This is a genomic window from Streptomyces spinosisporus (assembly GCF_022698145.1).
Lineage (GTDB): Bacteria > Actinomycetota > Actinomycetes > Streptomycetales > Streptomycetaceae > Streptomyces > Streptomyces spinosisporus.
This window is the reverse complement of record NZ_JALDAX010000033.1, coordinates 1-18,349: the sequence shown is the minus strand read 5'-3', so window position 1 is coordinate 18,349 and position 18,349 is coordinate 1. Positions and strand designations below refer to the sequence as shown.

13 protein-coding genes and 3 pseudogenes are annotated in these 18,349 nt (G+C 66.5%); 9 read left to right on the top strand and 7 right to left on the bottom strand.

The features are described from left to right. The first annotated feature begins 39 nt into the window (after positions 1-39). The gene (locus tag MQN93_RS42430; RefSeq protein ID WP_242713716.1) at positions 40-1,989 is read left to right on the top strand and encodes a heavy metal translocating P-type ATPase; all 1,950 of its coding nucleotides are present in this window, start codon (positions 40-42) and stop codon (positions 1,987-1,989) included. Between the two features lie 342 nt (positions 1,990-2,331). On the opposite strand, the gene MQN93_RS42425 is transcribed toward MQN93_RS42430, so the two are convergent. Both MQN93_RS42425 and MQN93_RS42420 read right to left on the bottom strand, forming a co-directional pair. Continuing rightward, positions 2,332-3,099: a transposase gene (locus tag MQN93_RS42425; protein ID WP_242713715.1), complete on the bottom strand. Its 768-nt coding sequence runs from the start codon at positions 3,097-3,099 to the stop codon at positions 2,332-2,334. Positions 3,100-3,233: 134 nt separating this feature from the next. Further along, a complete protein-coding gene (locus MQN93_RS42420; RefSeq protein WP_242713714.1) occupies positions 3,234-4,682 on the bottom strand; it encodes an NF041680 family putative transposase in 1,449 nt (482 codons plus the stop codon). Between the two features lie 1,134 nt (positions 4,683-5,816). Between MQN93_RS42420 and MQN93_RS42415 the strand changes: the two genes are divergently transcribed. The 3 genes and pseudogenes from MQN93_RS42415 to MQN93_RS42405 all read left to right on the top strand — a co-directional run. Then, positions 5,817-6,233: a hypothetical protein gene (locus tag MQN93_RS42415; protein WP_242713713.1), complete on the top strand. Its 417-nt coding sequence runs from the start codon at positions 5,817-5,819 to the stop codon at positions 6,231-6,233. Positions 6,234-6,264: 31 nt separating this feature from the next. Further along, entirely contained in the window at positions 6,265-6,675 is a 411-nt protein-coding gene (locus MQN93_RS42410; protein WP_242713712.1) for an SsgA family sporulation/cell division regulator, read from the top strand. Between the two features lie 360 nt (positions 6,676-7,035). Continuing rightward, a pseudogene (locus tag MQN93_RS42405) lies at positions 7,036-7,656 on the top strand (LLM class oxidoreductase); the annotation flags it as partial. Positions 7,657-7,978: 322 nt separating this feature from the next. Here MQN93_RS42405 and MQN93_RS44495 read toward each other — a convergent pair. The 5 genes from MQN93_RS44495 to MQN93_RS42385 form a co-directional block, all read right to left on the bottom strand. Next, positions 7,979-8,587, bottom strand: coding sequence for a CGNR zinc finger domain-containing protein (locus tag MQN93_RS44495; RefSeq protein ID WP_372504537.1), 609 nt, complete (start codon positions 8,585-8,587; stop codon positions 7,979-7,981). Positions 8,588-9,097: 510 nt separating this feature from the next. Further along, positions 9,098-9,943, bottom strand: a complete 846-nt coding sequence (locus MQN93_RS42400; RefSeq protein WP_242713711.1) for an MBL fold metallo-hydrolase — start codon at positions 9,941-9,943, stop codon at positions 9,098-9,100. Between the two features lie 894 nt (positions 9,944-10,837). Further along, positions 10,838-11,350 carry a transposase gene (locus MQN93_RS44490; protein ID WP_372504536.1) on the bottom strand — a complete coding sequence of 171 codons (513 nt, stop codon included), beginning with the start codon at positions 11,348-11,350 and terminating at the stop codon, positions 10,838-10,840. 56 nt (positions 11,351-11,406) lie between these two features. Beyond that, positions 11,407-12,264: an NmrA family NAD(P)-binding protein gene (locus MQN93_RS42390; RefSeq protein ID WP_242713710.1), complete on the bottom strand. Its 858-nt coding sequence runs from the start codon at positions 12,262-12,264 to the stop codon at positions 11,407-11,409. 50 nt (positions 12,265-12,314) lie between these two features. After that, positions 12,315-12,938 carry a TetR/AcrR family transcriptional regulator gene (locus MQN93_RS42385; RefSeq protein ID WP_242713709.1) on the bottom strand — a complete coding sequence of 208 codons (624 nt, stop codon included), beginning with the start codon at positions 12,936-12,938 and terminating at the stop codon, positions 12,315-12,317. Between the two features lie 440 nt (positions 12,939-13,378). Between MQN93_RS42385 and istA the strand changes: the two genes are divergently transcribed. The 5 genes and pseudogenes from istA (at position 13,379) to MQN93_RS42360 (ending at position 18,119) form a co-directional block, all read left to right on the top strand. Next, entirely contained in the window at positions 13,379-14,578 is a 1,200-nt protein-coding gene (istA, locus tag MQN93_RS42380) for an IS21 family transposase (protein ID WP_242713708.1), read from the top strand. Further along, a protein-coding gene (locus MQN93_RS42375; protein WP_242713707.1) for an IS3 family transposase occupies positions 14,527-15,812 on the top strand; the annotation gives its coding sequence in 2 pieces (ribosomal slippage) (positions 14,527-14,806 and positions 14,806-15,812; 1,287 coding nt in all). The genes istA and MQN93_RS42375 overlap by 52 nt, the downstream gene beginning before the upstream one ends. Before the next feature lie 42 nt (positions 15,813-15,854). Further along, a pseudogene (istB, locus tag MQN93_RS42370) lies at positions 15,855-16,321 on the top strand (IS21-like element helper ATPase IstB); the annotation flags it as partial. 40 nt (positions 16,322-16,361) lie between these two features. Continuing rightward, positions 16,362-16,862: pseudogene (locus MQN93_RS42365) on the top strand (IS5 family transposase); the annotation flags it as partial. A 72-nt stretch (positions 16,863-16,934) separates the two neighbouring features. After that, positions 16,935-18,119, top strand: coding sequence for an IS701 family transposase (locus MQN93_RS42360; protein WP_242713706.1), 1,185 nt, complete (start codon positions 16,935-16,937; stop codon positions 18,117-18,119). Positions 18,120-18,349 lie beyond the last annotated feature (230 nt).

Sequence of the window (18,349 nt, the reverse complement as noted above, 5' to 3'; positions counted from 1 at the left end):
GTGAAGGGTTGTTTTGTCGTGTCTTCTGTTCTGGACCAGATGCCTTCGCGAGCTGTCTCCGGGCCGCGTCCGGCGCCACCCCGGCGGCCTACGCGGGTGCTGGCCCTGCCGGAGGCCCGGTGGGCTCTGGCCGCGCTGGTCCTGTTCGTGATCGCTCTGCCGCTCAACCTGCTCGACGCCCCGGCCTGGACGTGGGCGCCGTTGTTCGCCGCCACCTTCGTCACCGGTGGCTGGGAGCCGGGATGGGCGGGCCTGAAGGCCCTCGCGGACAAGACCTTGGACGTGGATCTGCTGATGGTGGTGGCCGCTCTCGGCGCCGCCGCGATCGGTCAGGTCCTCGACGGGGCGCTGCTGATCGTCATCTTCGCGACCTCGGGCGCCCTGGAGGCTGTCGCGACGGCGCGGACGGCGGACTCGGTGCGCGGTCTGCTCGATCTTGCCCCTTCCACCGCGACCCGGCTCCTGCCGGATGGCCGGGAGGAGCTGGTCGCCGCCGAGGAGTTGCGGATCGGCGACATCGTCTTGGTGCGGCCCGGCGAGCGTGTCGGCGCCGACAGCGAGGTCCTGGAGGGGGTGAGCGAGGTCGACCAGGCCACCATCACCGGCGAGCCCCTGCCGGTGGCCAAGCAGGCCGGAGATGAGGTGTTCGCCGGCACGGTCAACGGCACCGGCGCCCTGCGTGTGCGGGTCGAACGTGGCCCGGCGGACTCGGTGATCGCCCGGATCGTGAAGATGGTCGAGGACGCCTCCGAGACCAAGGCCCCCACTCAGCTGTTCATCGAGAAGATCGAGCAGCGGTACTCGATCGGCATGGTGGTCGCGACCCTCGCCGTCTTCGCGGTCCCGCTTGCCTTCGGTTCTGCACTCCAGCCCGCCCTGCTGCGGGCGATGACCTTCATGATCGTCGCGTCACCATGCGCGGTGGTCCTGTCCACGATGCCGCCGCTGCTGTCCGCCATCGCCAACGCGGGCCGCCACGGCGTGCTGGCGAAGTCCGCCGCCGTGATGGAGCGCCTGGGTCAGGTCGACACCGTCGCCCTGGACAAGACCGGCACCCTCACCGAAGGCGCCCCCCACGTCACCGACATCCGACCCCTGCCCGGCGCCGGCCTGGACGAGGACGATCTGCTCGCGCTCGCGGCCGCCGCCGAGCACCCCAGCGAGCACCCCCTCGCCCGCGCCGTCGTCCAGGCCGCCCGCGACCGCGGCCTCTCCATCGCCGCGACGGGTGACTTCGCCTCGGTAGCCGGGCAGGGCGTCACGGCAGCCGTCGGCGGGCATACCGTCCAGGTCGGTTCCCCGGCCCGTCTCACCCACACCGTCGGCCCGCGGGCGGACGACGTGGTGCAGGTCGTCGAAGACGACGGCCGCAGCGCGGTACTTGTCCTGCGCGACGGCCTCCTCGTCGGGGTGCTGGGCATTGCCGACCGGCTCCGCCCGGACGCCAGGGCCACAGTGGCCGCGCTGACCGAACTGGCCGGCCGTACCCCGGTCCTGTTGACCGGCGACAACGAGCGTGCCGCGAACCATCTGGCCGGCGAGGTCGGCATCAGCGACGTGCGCGCCGGTCTCCTGCCTCAGGACAAGGTCGCCGCGGTCAAGCACTGGCAGGCCCACGGCCGGCGGGTGCTGGTGGTCGGGGACGGTGTCAACGACGCGCCCGCCCTCGCCGCCGCACACACCGGCATCGCCATGGGCAAGGCGGGCTCCGATCTTGCCCGGGAGACCGCCGACGCCGTCGTCGTCGACGAACTCGCCACGATTCCGGCCGTGGTGGCGCTCTCCCGCCGGGCCCGCCGTCTGGTGGCGCAGAACCTGGTCATCGCTGGGGCCTTCATCACGGTGCTGGTGGCCTGGGACCTGATCGCCACGCTCCCGCTGCCGCTCGGTGTCGCCGGGCACGAGGGGTCCACCGTCATCGTCGGCCTCAACGGCCTGCGCTTGCTGCGGGAAGCCGCCTGGGTGCGGGCCGCCAGGGACGCCTCGTGAGCAACCGCAGCCGAGGCGACCGGACAACCACAAAGGCGACCGTTCGGGACGTCGCACGTGACGCGAAGATCGACCGTCGATGGTGATGCGCTACCAGCGCGGGCTGCATGGTGCGTCTCGACCGTGCTGGAGCTCGCCCTGATGCGCTACGTGGTGCGGTTCCCGACGACCGTGGCGCTCGGCCGCGAGGCGGGTTCGCGCCGACTGGGTTCGGCGTGAACCCGCCAGGCCCCTACCTGACGTGCCACCGGGACGTCTTCGATGTAGGTCGCCTTCGGACTCGTGGGGCGTGGGGGCTGCGCGGCTGCGACTGCCTAGAGGTTGTCCCGTAGGGGGTCTGAGTTATCTGCTGAGGGCCATGTTGTGCAGGCGTGCGACGCCGTGCATGGCCAGGTGAACGCCGTTGCCCTTGAGCCGGCAGTCCCGAAGGACCTTCCAGTTCTTCAGGCGAGACAGAGCGTGCTCGACACGCGCCCGGGCCCGGCGGTGAACGGCGTTCTCGGCCTCCTGCTGCGGACTCAGACGCTCCTGGCCTCGCTGTTTGCGGTGCGGGATGAGCAGTCCGGTGCCCTGGTAGCCGCCGTCGGCGATGGTGGGAACACCGCGGCATGCCCGGTCCACTCCGGACTCGGTGAAGGCCCGGCAGTCGTTACGGCTGCCGGGCAGCGGATCACCGATCGCCACGACCAGACGGCTGTTGGCGTCGATGACCACTTGGAGGTTGGTCGAGTAGCGGTAGTTCTTGCTCGAGGCTGCGATGCTCCGGTCCCGCGTGGGCACCAGGGTGCCGTCGACGATGTACACGGTGTCTTCCCGTTTGCGGCGGGCCGGCGAGATCGCCAGCAGCGGTGCGAGGTGGTCCAGGATCCTGTCCGCGGCCGACTTCGAGATCCCGAACAGCGGCGCCACCTGCCGCAACGTCAAGTTCGTGCGCCAGTACGTGGCCACCAACAACACCCGGTCCTCCAGCGGCAATCGCCACGGACGACCTCTTTGGACGTCACCATCACGTCGCCGCACCAGTGCAACGAGCCGGTCGAACTGTGCCGGCTTCAACCCGGCGAACGGCTCGATCCACTTCAGATCATCAGCTGAAATCACCCCACCCATGACCGGACAACGCCCCAACCGCCACACCGGTTACGGGACAACCTCTAGGCGATGTTCATTGCGATCAGCTTCTTCGGGATAGCCCCACGAACCGCGCTCTGGTGTTGCCGCGGTCCCTGACCTTACCTTGATATTTAACATTGCTCCCGTTTTACGGTGAGATATTCCGTTCGAGTTTCGAGGCGCTTCACCGTCTTCCCGGGCTCGTAGCGAGGAGCCAGCCTGCGGTTTCGCGAGCCAACTGGCCTGCCTGGTCCGGGTTTTGAGGGTTTGGGCACGGCTGCGGGGCGGGTGGTGGTCGCGCGGACGTGCCGAAACCCCCGGCGGACCCGGGCGGGGGTGAGCCGGTGTGGCGGGCGTGGTCTTTCCCAGGGGCGGCGGAGGTCTTCGGCGAGGGGGCGGGCGAGGCGGAGCTGGGTGTGCACGGCGATGATCAGCCAGGTCCACAGATCGGCGGTGTGCGGGTCGCGGACCTTCGGTGTCGTCCAGCCCAGGGTCTGTTTCCAGAACCTGAAGGTGTGTTCAAGGTCGAATCTGCGCAGGAACGCCTGCCAGCGCACGTCGATGTCGGCGCCGGTCATGTGTGTGCGTGAGGACCACAGCCAGACCGGCTTCGGATCACCATCGCCCGGCAGGTGCTCGACCTTCAAGCGGATCAACGTACCGTGGATCAGGGGGAGTTCGCCTTCATGGTCGAGCCAGGGGCCGCGGGCCTGCAGTCGGGGGTGCATCCGGTCCCAGGCCAGGGCCTCGGCCTGGCCGTAGCGGGTGGTGTCGCTGGTTGTGGCGGCGTCGGGGGTGTGCCAGGAGTCCGGCTTGGCGAAGGTGAGGACACCGCCGTGCTTGCGGGGCTGCCCGCCGCGCGGACCGGAGCGGCGAGGTCCGGCGTCGCGGAGCATGACACGGTCCGAGCGCAGCCGTCCCACGCACTCGACGGGCAGGTCGGCCAGGAGGTAGGCGAGGCGGCAGACGTCGTAGCCGGCATCGGTCACGACCAGGATGTCCGGCATCCAGGGCTGCCAGTGTCCGGCCTGCCTGAGGCGTCCGACGACCTCGCGGAGCTGGGCGGCGGTCACCGCGATGGCATCGTCGGCCGGGCCCAGCCGGATGGCGTCCAGCACCGCCGTCCAGGAAGTCCGTCCGCTCTCCAGAGCCGCGACGATCGAGTAGGGCCAGCCGGGGATCATCTGATCCGCGCTGCGGCCCCGCCCGTAGACGTGGCAGAACAACAGGTCCGGGCTGGTGGGCGCGTCCGGGCGCAGCCAGTTGCTCACGTCGACCGCGAGGACGATCCGTCCATCGGCGGCCCTGGGCAGTGGTGTTGCCGCCAACAGCCGGCGCAGCCGGGTCGGCTCCAGCCAGCCGTTGTTCAACGCGCCGTACATCGCACCGTGCCCGCGTGGATGCTCAGCGAGCAGCGTGAGTTCGGGCAGCGAGACGACCGGACCATCCGCACACAGCACGGCGTCGGCCAGGTCGAAGAGCGCGTCCGCGCGGGCGTAGAGACAGTCGTAGAACTCGACCCGAAAGCGGGACAAGATGTCGAACGCCTCGCCCGCGGGCGCGTGGACCGGGAGACTCATATACAGCGGCCGTTCTCTCGTACTTTGTGACTCGACATCTCGAAGCGTGGAGAACGGCCGCCCCACCGTCCCGAGAAAAACCGCAGATCAGCAGGTCGAGTGACAGGTGAGGTTAAACAACAAGCTTACTGCCTGTTCTCTATCCGTTTGCGTGATCGACCGGGTTCGAAAAGAGTCCTGGATCGGGTGAGCTGGCGATGTCGGGGCATGGAAGAGGAGTTTCTTGGCAGCTCGCGGTTGTCGAGTCCAGCGAGAATCAAGAGGCCCGTCGTCGAAGTGTCGCGTGGTCGCGGTTGCCGGGACCAGTTCGTGCACTCCTGCGTGTGACTGCCTCGCTTACGGGTTCGGGAACGCATGCGACCGGCCGGATCGCCTGCTCCGATACGACTCGAACATGAGCGACACCGAGTAGAAGCTCGCGGGGACGGTCGTCATCTGTGTGCAACCGACCAATGACGGCGGGCCATACGAGGCCACGGACGCTCCTGGACGCGGCCCCATATCCGGTGCTTCGCAGCGCTCGTTCAAGGACAATCAATGGCACGGCGAGGTGGCGCGGTCGGTGTTCACCCGCTACCTGGTGGCTGGTTTGCGAGACGGCAGCGCCGGTCTCGACGGCGACGGAAACATCACCCTTCGACGAGCTGGACAGCTACCTTGACGATCGGGTGGTCGCGAGATGCTTCGACGGCGGTCGAAGCGGCTGGGCAGCGTCGAGGGCCGCATCATCGTCGCCCGGGAACACATCGCAGCATCATGGAACGGGAGTTCCTCGGATCTATGTATGAGTCACCTTTCCCTGGCGTGCCCCCTACCCAAGGGTGAGGGCATGCGGCATGGTGAATATGCCAAGGGCGAGTTCCTTCGGGGGTGGACGTGAGGGCGCCGGGTGCGGGAAGGGTTGAGATGCGAGGAAGCGCGAAACAGGCCATGGAGTGGTTATCCGCGGCTGCGGCCGATCCTCGGAGCTGTAAACGGCAGTGGCGCGGCAAAGCAGGAACGTCACAGCTGGAGTGCGGCCGTTTCTGGGATGTGTTGAGCGTTCCGCACGAGCTGGGTGTGCTGGCCCTCCACGTCCTTTTGGGAATCATCCAACCGCCCGGCCCCACCCTCGCGGACGGCACCTTAGGCACGGTGAGCTTCTTCGTGGTGCCGGAGCCCAGGGGCTGTTGGATCGGTTCGAGCGTTCAGTACCTGGGCAAGGAGACATGGATCACTGCGCCTGCACCGGACTGTGTCACGGGACCACTACGGTGGCTCTTCCCTCCCGACGGCAACGGTTCCCTCTTCGAGCCAGCAGCCCTGGAACGATCCCTGCAATTGGCGCAGAAGGAGCTCTCGGCAACTGGCTCTGCACAGCACGCGGCACGCCAGTCAGTCACAGGAAGACTCACTGCATCCGACAACGGTTTGGCGTTTCCGCCCTGGTCGGTGGCCGTCGCGCCGGTTCTCGACCCGCATGAATGGCACGGCCAGTTGTACTGCGCGCAGAAGATCGGGGCTGCCTGCCGCCTCACCGAAGGGAGAGAAGGGTTCAAAGGTGCGCTCTGAAGGACAGGGAGAACCGGAATTAGAAGCCCTCGTGACCGGGCAAGTGAGTCTGGGGCAGGGAGAGTTGCGTACCTGCGATCTACAAATACGGTTCATCGCCCGTGACCCGTTGGTGGTGCGCGTGTCGGCTACTCTCACAGAGCCGCAGCCCTCTGGTACGAACAGTGGTGTGTGGTGGGTATCTCGGGACCTCCTGCGCGCCGGACTGATCGGCCCCGCAGGAATGGGCGAGGTACAGGTCATTCCGGTAGTCCTGCCCAGCGGGTCGCTGCAGGTCGCGATTCACATCCACGGCCAGGGACAGGATGCGAAGCTCCTACTTGCTCATCAGGCGCTTCACTTGTACCTCGAACGAACCAGTGTTCTTGTGCCGATCGGGAGGGAAATGGAGCGTGTCGACATCGATGGGGAGATCGACCAACTCCTTGATGACAACGGGTGATCCTGGCGCACCCGGTTTCAATGTTTTCTCTCAGCTGCAGTGGGACCTGTGTGTCAGGCGAACAGCGAAGTCCAGAAGCTCCCGGTCGACGGGAGAGGCATCGAACGCGCATTCCAGCAGTTGCCCCTCTCAGGGCTCACTGACCGCCGGGTCGACCAGATCAACTTCGTAGGTTGTGGAGCCGCTTCTGAGTCGTGCCGTTGAGCTCAATGAGGTGCTTACAAACAGTAGTGACTGAGCGTCACAGTTGGCCTCTGAGCGCCGTAATCGGACACAGAGGGGTGCCCGCCCATGCGGCCGAGGCCTCGTCGGTGGGGTCCGGGAAAGCCGGCGAGGCCCAGCGGCACGGGGGACGGCGCGGTGCTGGATGCGGTGTACTGCGGCCCGCTCGCCGGGCCGTCCGGCGGCCGGGCACGTCACGACGGACGGCGGGGCCGCACTCCGAACGGCCTGCTGATCCCGCCCCGCTTCTCCTTCGAGCATCTGTTCGGCTCACCCCGCATCGCGCTGCAGCGCAGGCTGCTACTGCTGCCGGGGGCGAAGTCTCAGGACTGGGCCGAGCGGTTCGACGACATCCTCGCCCTGCCGGCGGGCACCTACCGTTCAGCGGAGGGTGTCGAGGCATACGTGCCGGGGGCGCCGACGTGGAGGTGTGGATCCTGGGTCAGCAGCGGTGGCCAGAGCGCCTCGGTCGCGGGCCGGGGCGCTCTGCGGCGCGCGGCGAACTACCACGTCAGTCCGGCCATGGTCCTGGAGGCGGCAGGGAGGGCTACCGGTCCTTCTTCCGGCCCTCCGAGTTCCTGGGCAGGCCGTACGTCGGGGCCTTGGCGGACGTCGTCGCAGAGGACGGCGCACCGGCCCGTGACCACCGGCTGTCCCCTGTGGGTGCGCAGCATCCGTACCGCCAAGTGGGCCGTCGAGTTCCCGACGCCCGAGGAAGCGCGTGCCCACGCGTGGTCCGACGAGGGCCGCGTCCTTGTCGTGACCTCGGTCGGGATGCGGGTGACGGTGCCTTTCCGTCTGGGTGCGGGAATTCCACTGACAGAAACCATGATCGTTATGCTCCTCGAAACGGAACAGCGTCATCGAGGGCCGCTCATGGCTGCCGCTACATTGAGGGAAGGTGCGTTCCCATTCCCCGCTTTGGCAAGGAACATTTGGGCAATCAGATGCGGTACGCAGACGGTAAACGTTATGCACCTTTAGTCGTGTCATCACGGAAGCAATCCGAACCATGGACGCCAGAATGGCCCAGCTCATGAGATGGAGCGGAATTAAATTTCGCCAGCTGGCGCGATTGGTGTCATGCTTGAGATGCTCGCTTGCGGGCCCGTGAAGCACGTAGGTTGGCCGGGTTTCCGCAACTCCGAACGCTGTGCCAGACGCCACTATTATTCCGTGTCCGATCATAAAATGCCGCCACGCACGCGGTGTTACGACATACCTTGAGTCGGCGCCACGAACCGTCTTGCTGAGCCTGAAAGCACTCTGCGAGCACTGCGGAGGCGACCCAGCGCCAACCCCTTCCCCTGGGCAATGCGGCAAACGCAGGACCGGAAATCGCCGCCACGGTCACCTGAGCTGATCGGAGTCTTGGCAGGGACTCCATGTCATCATCATCCGTATGCCCAGAAACAAGCAGGCGTAGTTCGTTACGCAGTCCTATCAGATCTGCAAGGTCCGTTTCGGGCAAGTCTGGGGGCGAAAGATCGACTCCGCGTGCCTTACCTAGTGCTTGCCCTGCCTCACGCACCCAATTCCGAGCAGAATCGATGTCAGAGAAAAGATCCTCGTGTCTGTGCCTGGCGCCTTGACGGCCGTCAGAGCAGGAGTTTAGGAGATCTTGAACAAAGGCCAGGCCACCAGGCGCCGGGGTCAGTCCGGGGATTCGCTCCGTGGCTACCCATCGCATCTCTGACATCTCCTTCACGTAAGGCCCCTGCAGCCGACGCACCACTCCTTCTCTCGCAGTGTCACCCAGCTCAGGGGCAGTTCCGGCAACAGTGCCCCGGATACCGATCCGTACAACACTAGCGGAATACGGGGGCGTAGGTCCTTGCCGCCTGACAGGGGCGACAGTCGTGGGTAAGATATAGCGGCTCGCCGGAACAGAACACGCCTGAGGGAAACGTCGGCCCTGCCGCCGAACGGCCCGGCAGACATGATCCGACGGGTGACTTTATTCATGCACCTACTGTGTTGTCCCAGTTCTGCCCCACTGCGTCATCCACAACACGTACGCCGTGACGGGCTCTCGGTGTACTCCTCGGATGGGGCATGTTGTGCAGTGGTGAATGGGCGTTTTGAGTCACTATGAAGGTGTTGTGATGGCCCGCGGTGACGTTGACGGGCCATCAAATGTCAGTGTGACCTGATGTCGTGCGAAGCCTGGGAATGCTGTGGTGGCTGCTCGGTGGGGGTGTCAGGAGTACAGGGCGACTGCTCCGCCCCACAGGGCACCGGCGTTGAGGCGCTCGGGGTAGCGCTCCAGGCAGGCGTTGAAGAAGTCGAGGCTGGTGTCGTGCTTGCCGAGCAGGTCTTCGGTGGTGTCGAGGTAGTGCCTGGTCTCGGCAATGGTGCGCGTGGCGTTGTCGTCCAGTTCCTTGTTCTTGTGTCCTGCCACGATCCAGCGGGGTGCCAGGGCTTCGACGGTGTCGATGGCCCGGCGCCATGCGTCGAAGCCACCGTTTCCGGCCTCGCGCAGGAACTGGTGCACGCCGTTGTAGATCACGTCACCCGCGACCACCAGCTCGAGGTCGGGAACGTGCAGGACGCTGGTGTCGTCGGTGTCGGTGTGGCCGACCTCTATGATCACCAGTTCGTGTCCTTCGAGTGTGAACCGGTTGTGCGGCACGGTCACAGCGGTAACCGGAGCGTCCGGGATCTGCCCGGGGAAGAGGCTGTCCCAAAAGCCTTCGCGAATCGCCACGTTCACATGCATCTGCTTGATCGTGCCGGCCGTGGCGACGACCTGGGCGTCGAACCGCTTGGCCAGCATGTCGGCCGTGAACCAGTGGTCACCATGGCCGTGAGTGACGAAGATGTGGGTGAGGTTCTTGCCGCTGTCCTCGATCCACTTCCCGACCTCCTCGCCCTGCTGGGAAGTCAGGGGAGGATCGACGAGCACCGCATCGTGCTCCCCGTGGATCAGTGTGATGGAAAGCGGGGAGAACACGCGCCGATCACCATTGGGTACAAGATCCGTAACGTCCTGCGGAATGGGATCGGCGATGAAGACGTCGTACGCGAGCGCGCTGACTGCTGACATGGCACTGCCTCTTGTGTCGATTGAATGGGGCATCTGGAAGTGACATCGCGCCGGGGTGTACTTGCCGGACTGTCCGAGAGTGCGACAGGGAAGAGCGCCGACCGGGCGCCCCCGGGAGTCCGCAGGCACTTCTCCCGGACCGCGGCCCAGCCGCCGCCCGCCACGGTCTGCCGGAAACGACCCAAGGCGGGACCGATCCCGGCGGCCCGAGGTGTCAGAGCAGGGCGGGCCAACGCCGCTTTTCGCGCGGGGGCGACACCCGCAACCGACGAAACCGTGAAGCTCATCGGGCCTGGCCTGGGTCAACACCCTCGCAACGACACTACCGTACCTAATTAGCTAGTGTCAGTCAATCGAGCTTTGACGAGGTTTTGACTGGGTGTATGTCGTTTTGGGTATGTTGCTGTGGATGGTGGGACAGGTGCCGGTCCAGGTCGCGTGGAGTGTCGGCTGAGCCCGCACGGTGTGGTGGAGGGTCGGTCTGGGCCGGGTCTTTTGGCTCTTGCGCCGGTTGTTGCAGGGTGCAGATGGCGTGGGTGCCGGTGTTCGGGCAGCTCCGGATCGTCCGTGATCTTGCGGGCGTCACGTCCGGCGGGACGAGCCCTGAGGTCTACGAAAACGTGACGCGGCCAGGCTGGTGTCCTGTCGAAAGGAATCCCGGCCTGCCGCAGCCGAAGTGGCTTTAACGCATCTTCTGGGGTCACGGCTCGCATTTCGATGAGCAGATCCTTCAGTGCCGACCTGTGGATTGCTCAGTTTGGAGAACGGGACGACCCACGAGTCCTCCTGCTGGCCGACCTGTCCTCCTTGCCGGCGGCGTCCCGGCAGTGTGTGCGTCGCTGGGCGTCCCGGAAGTGGAATGAGCCGGCCGTGACGGGCTCGAACTGTGTGCAGTCAGCGCGTTGTCCGGGCGTGAGGACCAGGGAGAGTGGGCGGCGTTTGCCGTCCGCGCTGAGGTGGATCTTCGTGGTCGGGCCGCCCCGGGAATGGCCGGGGGTTTTGCCTGCCGCGCTGTCTGTGCTGGGAACAGGTGCGTGTGTGCGTGTAGGTGAACTGATTTTTGCAGCACCCCTTTTGAGGTAGCCGGAGGTAGTGGTGGTGGATTGGTCGGTGCGCCGGTGGGGTGCTGGTGGGCCTGGATTGGTGTGGAGTCGACGTTGGTGTTCCAGTTGATGGCACGGCTTTGGCAGTGATTGCCTGGGCGTGCTGGAGCAGCCGTTTCCTGCTGCCGTCGGCGGGCCACCGGCTGTGGTGTTTGTGAATGGTCTGCCACGGGCCGAAGCGAGTGGGCAGCTGATGCCAATGACAGCTGGTGATCAACTGGTGAATGATTCCGTTGATTACTTGGTGGTGGTTCTGCCAGCGGCCGCAGCGGTTGTTGCTCTTGGGTAGCAGAGGCTCCAGCACTGCCCGCTAGTCATCGGTGAGATCCCCCCTGCTGAGCACGCCAGTGGCTTCCTCTCTCAGGCGGCGTTCATGTCGGCCAGCTGGTCGGCGACGCTGCGGGGCTCTCGGCCCAGCAGCTCGGCGAGCAACGGATCGACACCCGTGAAGCGGCCTTGCCGGGCGGCCAGGAAGGTGGTGAGCGTCATCCGCGCCATCGCCTCCGGAGTACCGGCGGCGACCTGGTCCGCGATCCATGTTTCGTCGTCCAGTGTCACGCGCGTGACCTCACGGCCACTGGACTTCGATGCCATCGCGGCGACGTCGTCCAACGTGACGGCCTGGCCGGCGGTGAGCGTGATCGGGCCGTCGAAGGTGCGGTGGCCTGCCAGGATGACCGCTGCCGCTTCGGCGGCGTCGGCGCGGTCGGTCCAGGAGACCGGCCCGTCGGCCGGGGCAGTGATGGTGCCGGTCTGCTGCCAGGGGCCCAGCAGCCAGGCGAGGCTGTGGGCATAGAAGCCGTTGCGCAGGGCGGTCCATGCAACGCCGGAGTCGGCCAGGAGCTGTTCGGTGGCGGCGTGGTCACGGGCCGGGTGGAAGGGGCTGTCGGCGCCGGCGCCCTGGTGGCTGGTGTAGAGGATGCGCGCGGCTCCGGCCGCGACGGCGGCCTCGATGCCTGCACGGTGCAGGGCGACGGCATCGGCGTGCGGGTCGTTGGAGGAGACGAGCAGGACCTGCTCGGCACCCTCGAAGGAGTGCTGCAACGCGGCCGGGTCTTCGTAGGAGCCCTGGCGGACGCGCACGCCGCGGTCGGCGAAATGCTGAGCCTTGGCGACATCGCGGACACTGACGCCGATTCGCTCGGCGGGCATGCGCTTGAGAAGGTGTTCGACGGTGGCGCCGTTCAGGGCGCCGGTCGCTCCAGTGATGACGATCATGAGGGTCTTCCTTCCGTTTCCGCGGTGCGCCGGGCGCAGGCGGGTGAGCGTCAGTGGCTGCGCAGGATTGGCAGGAGGATGTCGTCGACGAGGCGGGCGATGAACGCCTCGTCGCACGACTCGCCCGCGATCACGATGCGGTGGACAATGACGGCCGGGGCGACCTCGGCAAAGATCTCGGCAGCCCGGGGGATCAGCTGTTCTCCGTGCCGGATGGCCTTGCGCAGGGGCTCGTCGGTCATCTCCGCCTCGTCCCGGCGCAGAATGCGGCGCATCTCCTCCGCGAGCCGTGCGTCGCTGCGCATGCCGGCGAACACTGCCCCGAGCAGGCCGATCTCCTGCTCGGCGATCTGTCGGCTCAGCCAGGTGACAAGCTGGAGGAGGTCCCCTCGCAGGTCACCTGCGGCAGGTTCGGGAGGGGTGGCGTGCGAGCGGTGCTCGACCGCGGCCGCGACCAGCGCGGCCTTGTCACGGTAGCGACGGTAGATCGTCGTCTTCGCTGCCCCGGAACGGCTCGCAACCGCTTCCATGGACAGCTGCTCGTAGCCCACCTCGGTCAACAGCGCCAGCGTCGCATCAAGAATGGCCAGGTCCCGGCTGGTGTCACGCGGCCGTCCCGTGACCGGCGGCCGAACCGTGCCGCCACTGCCTGAGCTACTCGATGCGCCTGACACGCTTCACTCCCACTTTCGATACGCTACCGTTGCGTATCGAAAGTAACCCGAGAGGCCGCCACGGGCAACTCAAGCTCTGTTTGATCGAGGAGACAGTCCCTGGCTGTGCCGGCTGCCGAGGGTGTGCAAGTCGGCTCGGGTCCGGCCGCACGGGCTACGGCATGCATGGTGAAGCCGCGGAATCGTGGTGGCTCGGCGGACTTGACCTGGCGAGCGTGGGCGCCGCGCCTTCCAGTTGGCGCAGGCACGGGAGCAAGTAGCGCTCATTGCCGGAGGGAGGGCGCAGGGATTCATGGCGGGCGTGGGGGAGGCGACTGTCGGCGTACAAGTGATCGTGCGCCACCTCGTACGGAGGAATGTGCACCGTTTCCGGTGCGGTGATGTATTGGGAACCGTGAGTCTGCTGCTGTCAGTTCGGGGTGGCAGGGAGGCGGCCGACGGTGGTCCTGGATCCGCATCGGTGGCTGGAGTTGAGGCGGTTTCGGCCGCTGTATGAGTCCGGTGCGATGAGCCTGCGGGAGATCGCCAAGGAGACGGGGCTCAACCGCCGGACGGTCAGCAAGTATCTGAAGGATCCGGCTTCGGTTGCGCCACCGAAGCGGGAGGGTGCCGGCCGGCGGCATCGGCGGGTGGTGGACGAAGTCGCGCCGCTGATCGACGCGATGCTCAGGTCCGAGGTTCTGCTCAAGGCATCGGTAGTCCATGAGCGTCTGGTCCAGGACTACGCGGTCACCATCAACTACCAGCGGGTGAAGCTCTATCTGCAGGAAGCCCGGCCACGGATAGCGGAAGAACTGGGTATTGCTCCGGGCGAGCTGGCGGGCATGCACCGGCGGTTCGAGGTCGTTCCGGGGGCTCAGGCGCAGGTGGACTGGGGAGACGAGGGAAAGGTCCTCGCTCACGTGGGCGTCCCGAAGGTCTACTCGTTTCACATGACGCTGTCGTACTCGCGCGATCCGTTCTGCTGCTTCACCACCAGCCAGGACCTGGCGACGTTCTTCGACTGCCACCGCCACGCGTTCGCGCACTTCGGCGGGGTGCCGATGAGCATCGTCTACGACCGCACCAAAACGGTCGTGCGCCGGCACGTCGCTCCGGGCCAAGCAGTTCCGCTGCATCCGGAGGCCGTTGCCTTCGCCGGGCACTACGACTTCGACATCGATGTGCTGGCCGCCTACCGGCCCCAGGGCAAAGGCCGGGTCGAACGCCAGGTCGGCATCGTTCGGGATCACGTGCTCGCGGGGCGGGCCTTCTCCTCGATCGAGGAGCTGAACGCCGCCTTCGCTGCCTGGGTTCCGTTGCGGCGAGCGAAGGTCCATGGCACCCACGGGGAGATCATCGGACAGCGGGCGGCACGTGATCACGCGGCTTTGCGCCCACTGCCGAAGACCCCGTATGTGGTCACGCAGCGGCACCTGCGACACGTCGGCAAAGACTGCCTGGTCGCCTTCGACGCGAACCTCTACTCGGTGCCGGCCCGCAAGGTCCGCCCCCGCCAACTGGTCGAGGTCCGTGCCACGAAGTCCCAGGTTGAACCGTTCCGACTTCTCTGCCGCTCCGTTGTGAGGCAGCAGAGAGGATGGGACACGTGCCCAAGAAGATTGATGCAGCCCTTCGTAGCCAGGCTGTGCGGCTGGTGACAGAGCATCGCTCGGAGTACTCCTCGGAGCGTGCGTTGCATGTCCAGGTCGCCGAGTCCCTCGGTGTCTCGCGGGAGTCCGTGCGGCGCTGGGTGATGCAGCAGGAGATCGACGCCGGGCAGGCCGCGGGCGTGAGCACGGACGAGCGCGAGGAACTGCGCAGGCTGCGGGCGGAAAACAAGCGCCTCCGTGAGGTCAACGAGGTACTGAAGTCCGCGACGATTTTCCTCGCGGGGGAGCTCGACCCCCGAAACCGCTGATCGTGGCGTTCGGCGATCAGATGCGGGCCGAGGGGTATGCCGTCGAGTCGATCCTTGCCGCCCTGAACCAGGGCGGGTTGAAGATCGCGGCACGAACCTTGCGGGCCTGGTGTGCCCCGGCCGGGTCCGCCAATCTGGCCCCGGCTCGCATGGTCACCGACGCCCTGGTCGAGGACGCCGTCCGACGGCTGGCGTTCACCACGAACGCGGCCGGTGAGCGTGTGCTGGCCCCGGAAGGTCTCTATGGCCGGCGCAAGATGCTGGCTCTCATCCGCCGCACCCTGCTGCCCGGGGCCGGGTTCGGTGCCGTGGACCGCGCGATGCGCTCGCTCGGACTGTCCGGTGTCGTGCGCGGGCGAAGACCCAGAACCACGATCCCCAACCCGGCCGGCGCGCGGGCCGCGGACCTCCTGGACCGCGACTTCTCGGCCGAGGCCCCGGACCGGAAATGGATCACCGACTTCACCTATGTGCGCACCCACCAGTCTTTCACCTACGTCGCGTTCATCGTCGACTGCTTCTCGCAAAAGATCGTCAGCTGGCACGCTTCCATCAAGCGAGACGTGGAGCTGGTCGACGTGCCGCTGCGGATGGCGCTGTGGCGACGCAGCCACGAGGGCACTCCCATCGAGCGTGACCAGCTCATCCACCACAGCGACGCCGGATCGCAGTACACCAGCGTGCGCTTCACCGAACACCTGCACATCGAGGGCATCAGGCTCTCGATCGGCAGCGTCGGAGACGCCTACGACAACGCGTTGATGGAGACGATCAACGGGCTCTACAAGGCCGAGTGCATACGCACGAAGGTCTTCGACGACGGGCCCTGGCGGACCGTCTCCGACGTCGAGTACGCCACTGCTTCGTGGGTGGAGTGGTACAACAACCGCCGCCTGCACTCCAGTTTGGGCATGATCAGCCCCACCGAGTACGAGGCAGCACATTACGCTGACACAGGACCACGAGCCGACTGATCACCGGCCAACAAAACACCGGCAGGAAAGTCGGAACGGTTCAAGGCCAACGTCGCCCTGCTCGGGCCGCCCGGCGTGGGCAAAACGCATATTGCTGTCGCCCTCGCGGTCGCGGCCTGCCGGGCCGGCTACTCGATCTACTTCACCAGCCTGGACGACATGGTCCGCCAGCTCAAGGCCGCCGAGGACCAGGGCCGGCTGATGAGCAAGCTCACCGGCTACCTGCGACCCGCCGTTCTCGTGGTCGACGAGGTGGGCTACCAGCCGTTGGAGCGGGCCGAGGCGAACCTCGTCTTCCAGGTCATCTCCAAGCGCTACGAGAAGGGCTCCATCATCCTGACCTCGAACAAGACCTTCAGCGAATGGGGCCAGGTCTTCGGCGACGAGGTCCTTGCCACGGCGATCCTCGACCGTCTCCTGCACCACTGCGAGGTCGTCCCGATCAATGGCAACAGCTACCGGCTCAAGAACCGCCTCCAGGCCTCGAGCGGGACACCGACGTGGCCTGAGAGTGGTGCATAGAACTTCGTACTCGGTGGCGCACTCAGACGAGTACGCGGACAGCTCTGGCCGGGCGAGGCGATCGGCCGGTCCCGCGGCGGGCTGACCACGAAGATCCACCTCGCCTGCGACGGCCAGGGCCGGCCGCTCGCCTTCACGATCACCGCCGGCAACGTCAACGACTGCACCCAGTTCGAGCAGGTCATGACCCGCATCAGCGTCAGCCGATGCGGGCCCGGACGGCCCAGAACGCGACCCGGGCAGGTCGTCGCGGACAAGGGCTACTCGTCCACAAAGATCCGCCGCTACCTGCGTCGACGAGGCATCAAGGCCGCGATCCCGGAACGGATCGACCAGATCAATGGCCGTATCCGACGAGGAGAAAGCCGCTGCCGGCTCGACCGGGCCGCCTACCGGCGCCGCAACGTCGTGGAACGCTGCTTCAACAAGCTCAAGCACAACAAAGCCCTGGCCACCCGCTACGACAAACTCGCCTGCCACTACCAGGCCCTGGTCACCATCGCCTGCCTGCAATTCTGGCTTCCCTGACTTTGCGGACACGACCTAGTACTGCAACGGTGTTTGCCGTGACTGCTGGCCAGGTCGGTCGTTGGTGTGGTTGTGGGTGGGGACCTTGCTGATGTCGGGTTGTGGGCGGGTGAACTGGATGCTGTGCATGAGCGGTTCGTGCACCGTTTCAGCAGGACGGAGCCGCGGGAGTCGGCGTTGGCTTATATGCGGGGCCTGATCGCTCCGCTGCAGCGGAAGAACGGCTGGACGCTGGCGGAGGAAGCCGGTCACGCAGGCCCGGACCGCATCCACCGGATGCTGAACCGGATCGAGTGGGACGCCGATGAGGTGCTCGACGACGTGTGTGACTACGTGGTCGACAACCTCGGTGACCGGGACGCTGTCCTGGTCGTGGACGATACGGGCTTCTTGAAGAAGGGGACGCGGTCGGCCGGGGTGCAGCGGCAGTACTCCGGCACCGCCGGGCGGACGGAGAACTGCCAGGTCGGTGTCTTCCTCGCCTATGCCACCGACCGCGGGCGGACGCTGATCGACCGGCGTCTTTATCTGCCCACCTCCTGGACCGACGACCGCGAAAGGTGCCGCCGGGCCGGCATCGACGACGAGGTCGCCTTCGAGACCAAGGTGGCCATGGCCAAGGCGATGGTCCGCCGCGCCATCACGGACAAGATCCCGTTTCGGTGGGTGACGGCGGATGCCGCCTACGGCTTCAGCAAAGGCTGGCGGTCCGAGCTGGAGCGGGCGGACGTCTTCCACGTCATGGCCACCACCCGGCACGACACCGTGGTCACCCGCTGGGCGATCGACCATCCCGTCCATGACCTGTTCAACGGCCTTGCTCGGCAGAAATGGAAGCGCCGTTCCTGCGGCAACGGTGCTCACGGCCTGCGGATCTACGACTGGGCCCGCGTCGAAGTGCGGCCCTGGCACCGACCCGACCGCCGCCACTGGGTCATCGCCCGCCGCAGCGTCGCCCGCCCCCGGGAGATCTCCTACTACATCGCCTACTGCCCCGCCGAGACCACGCTGGACGACCTGATCCGCGTCGCGGGCAGCCGATGGGCCATCGAGGAATGCTTCCAAAGCGCCAAGCAGGAATGCGGCCTGGACGACTACCAAGTCCGCCGTTACCCCGGCTGGCACCGCCACATGACCCTCGCCATGGCCGCCCACGCCTGCCTGACCGTCCTGCGGGCCCGTGAGCTGGATACCGGGAAAGCAGAAACGGATCCTCCCAGCTCATCCACCTCAGCCTCGCCGAGATACGACGGCTGATCACCCGCCTCACCGACCGCCGACCCACACCCGTCGATCACATCCTGCACTGGTCGACCTGGCGTCGACGGCGACAACACCAGGCCCGCACCAGCCACTACAAACGACGCGGGCACAGCCCCTGACCTGGCCACCAGTCACGGCAAACACCGTTGCAGTACTAGGGGAGCGCGACCCCTGGGATGGGTGCTGCACAAGGCACATGCAGGGCGACAGTCGTGGCTCGGCCC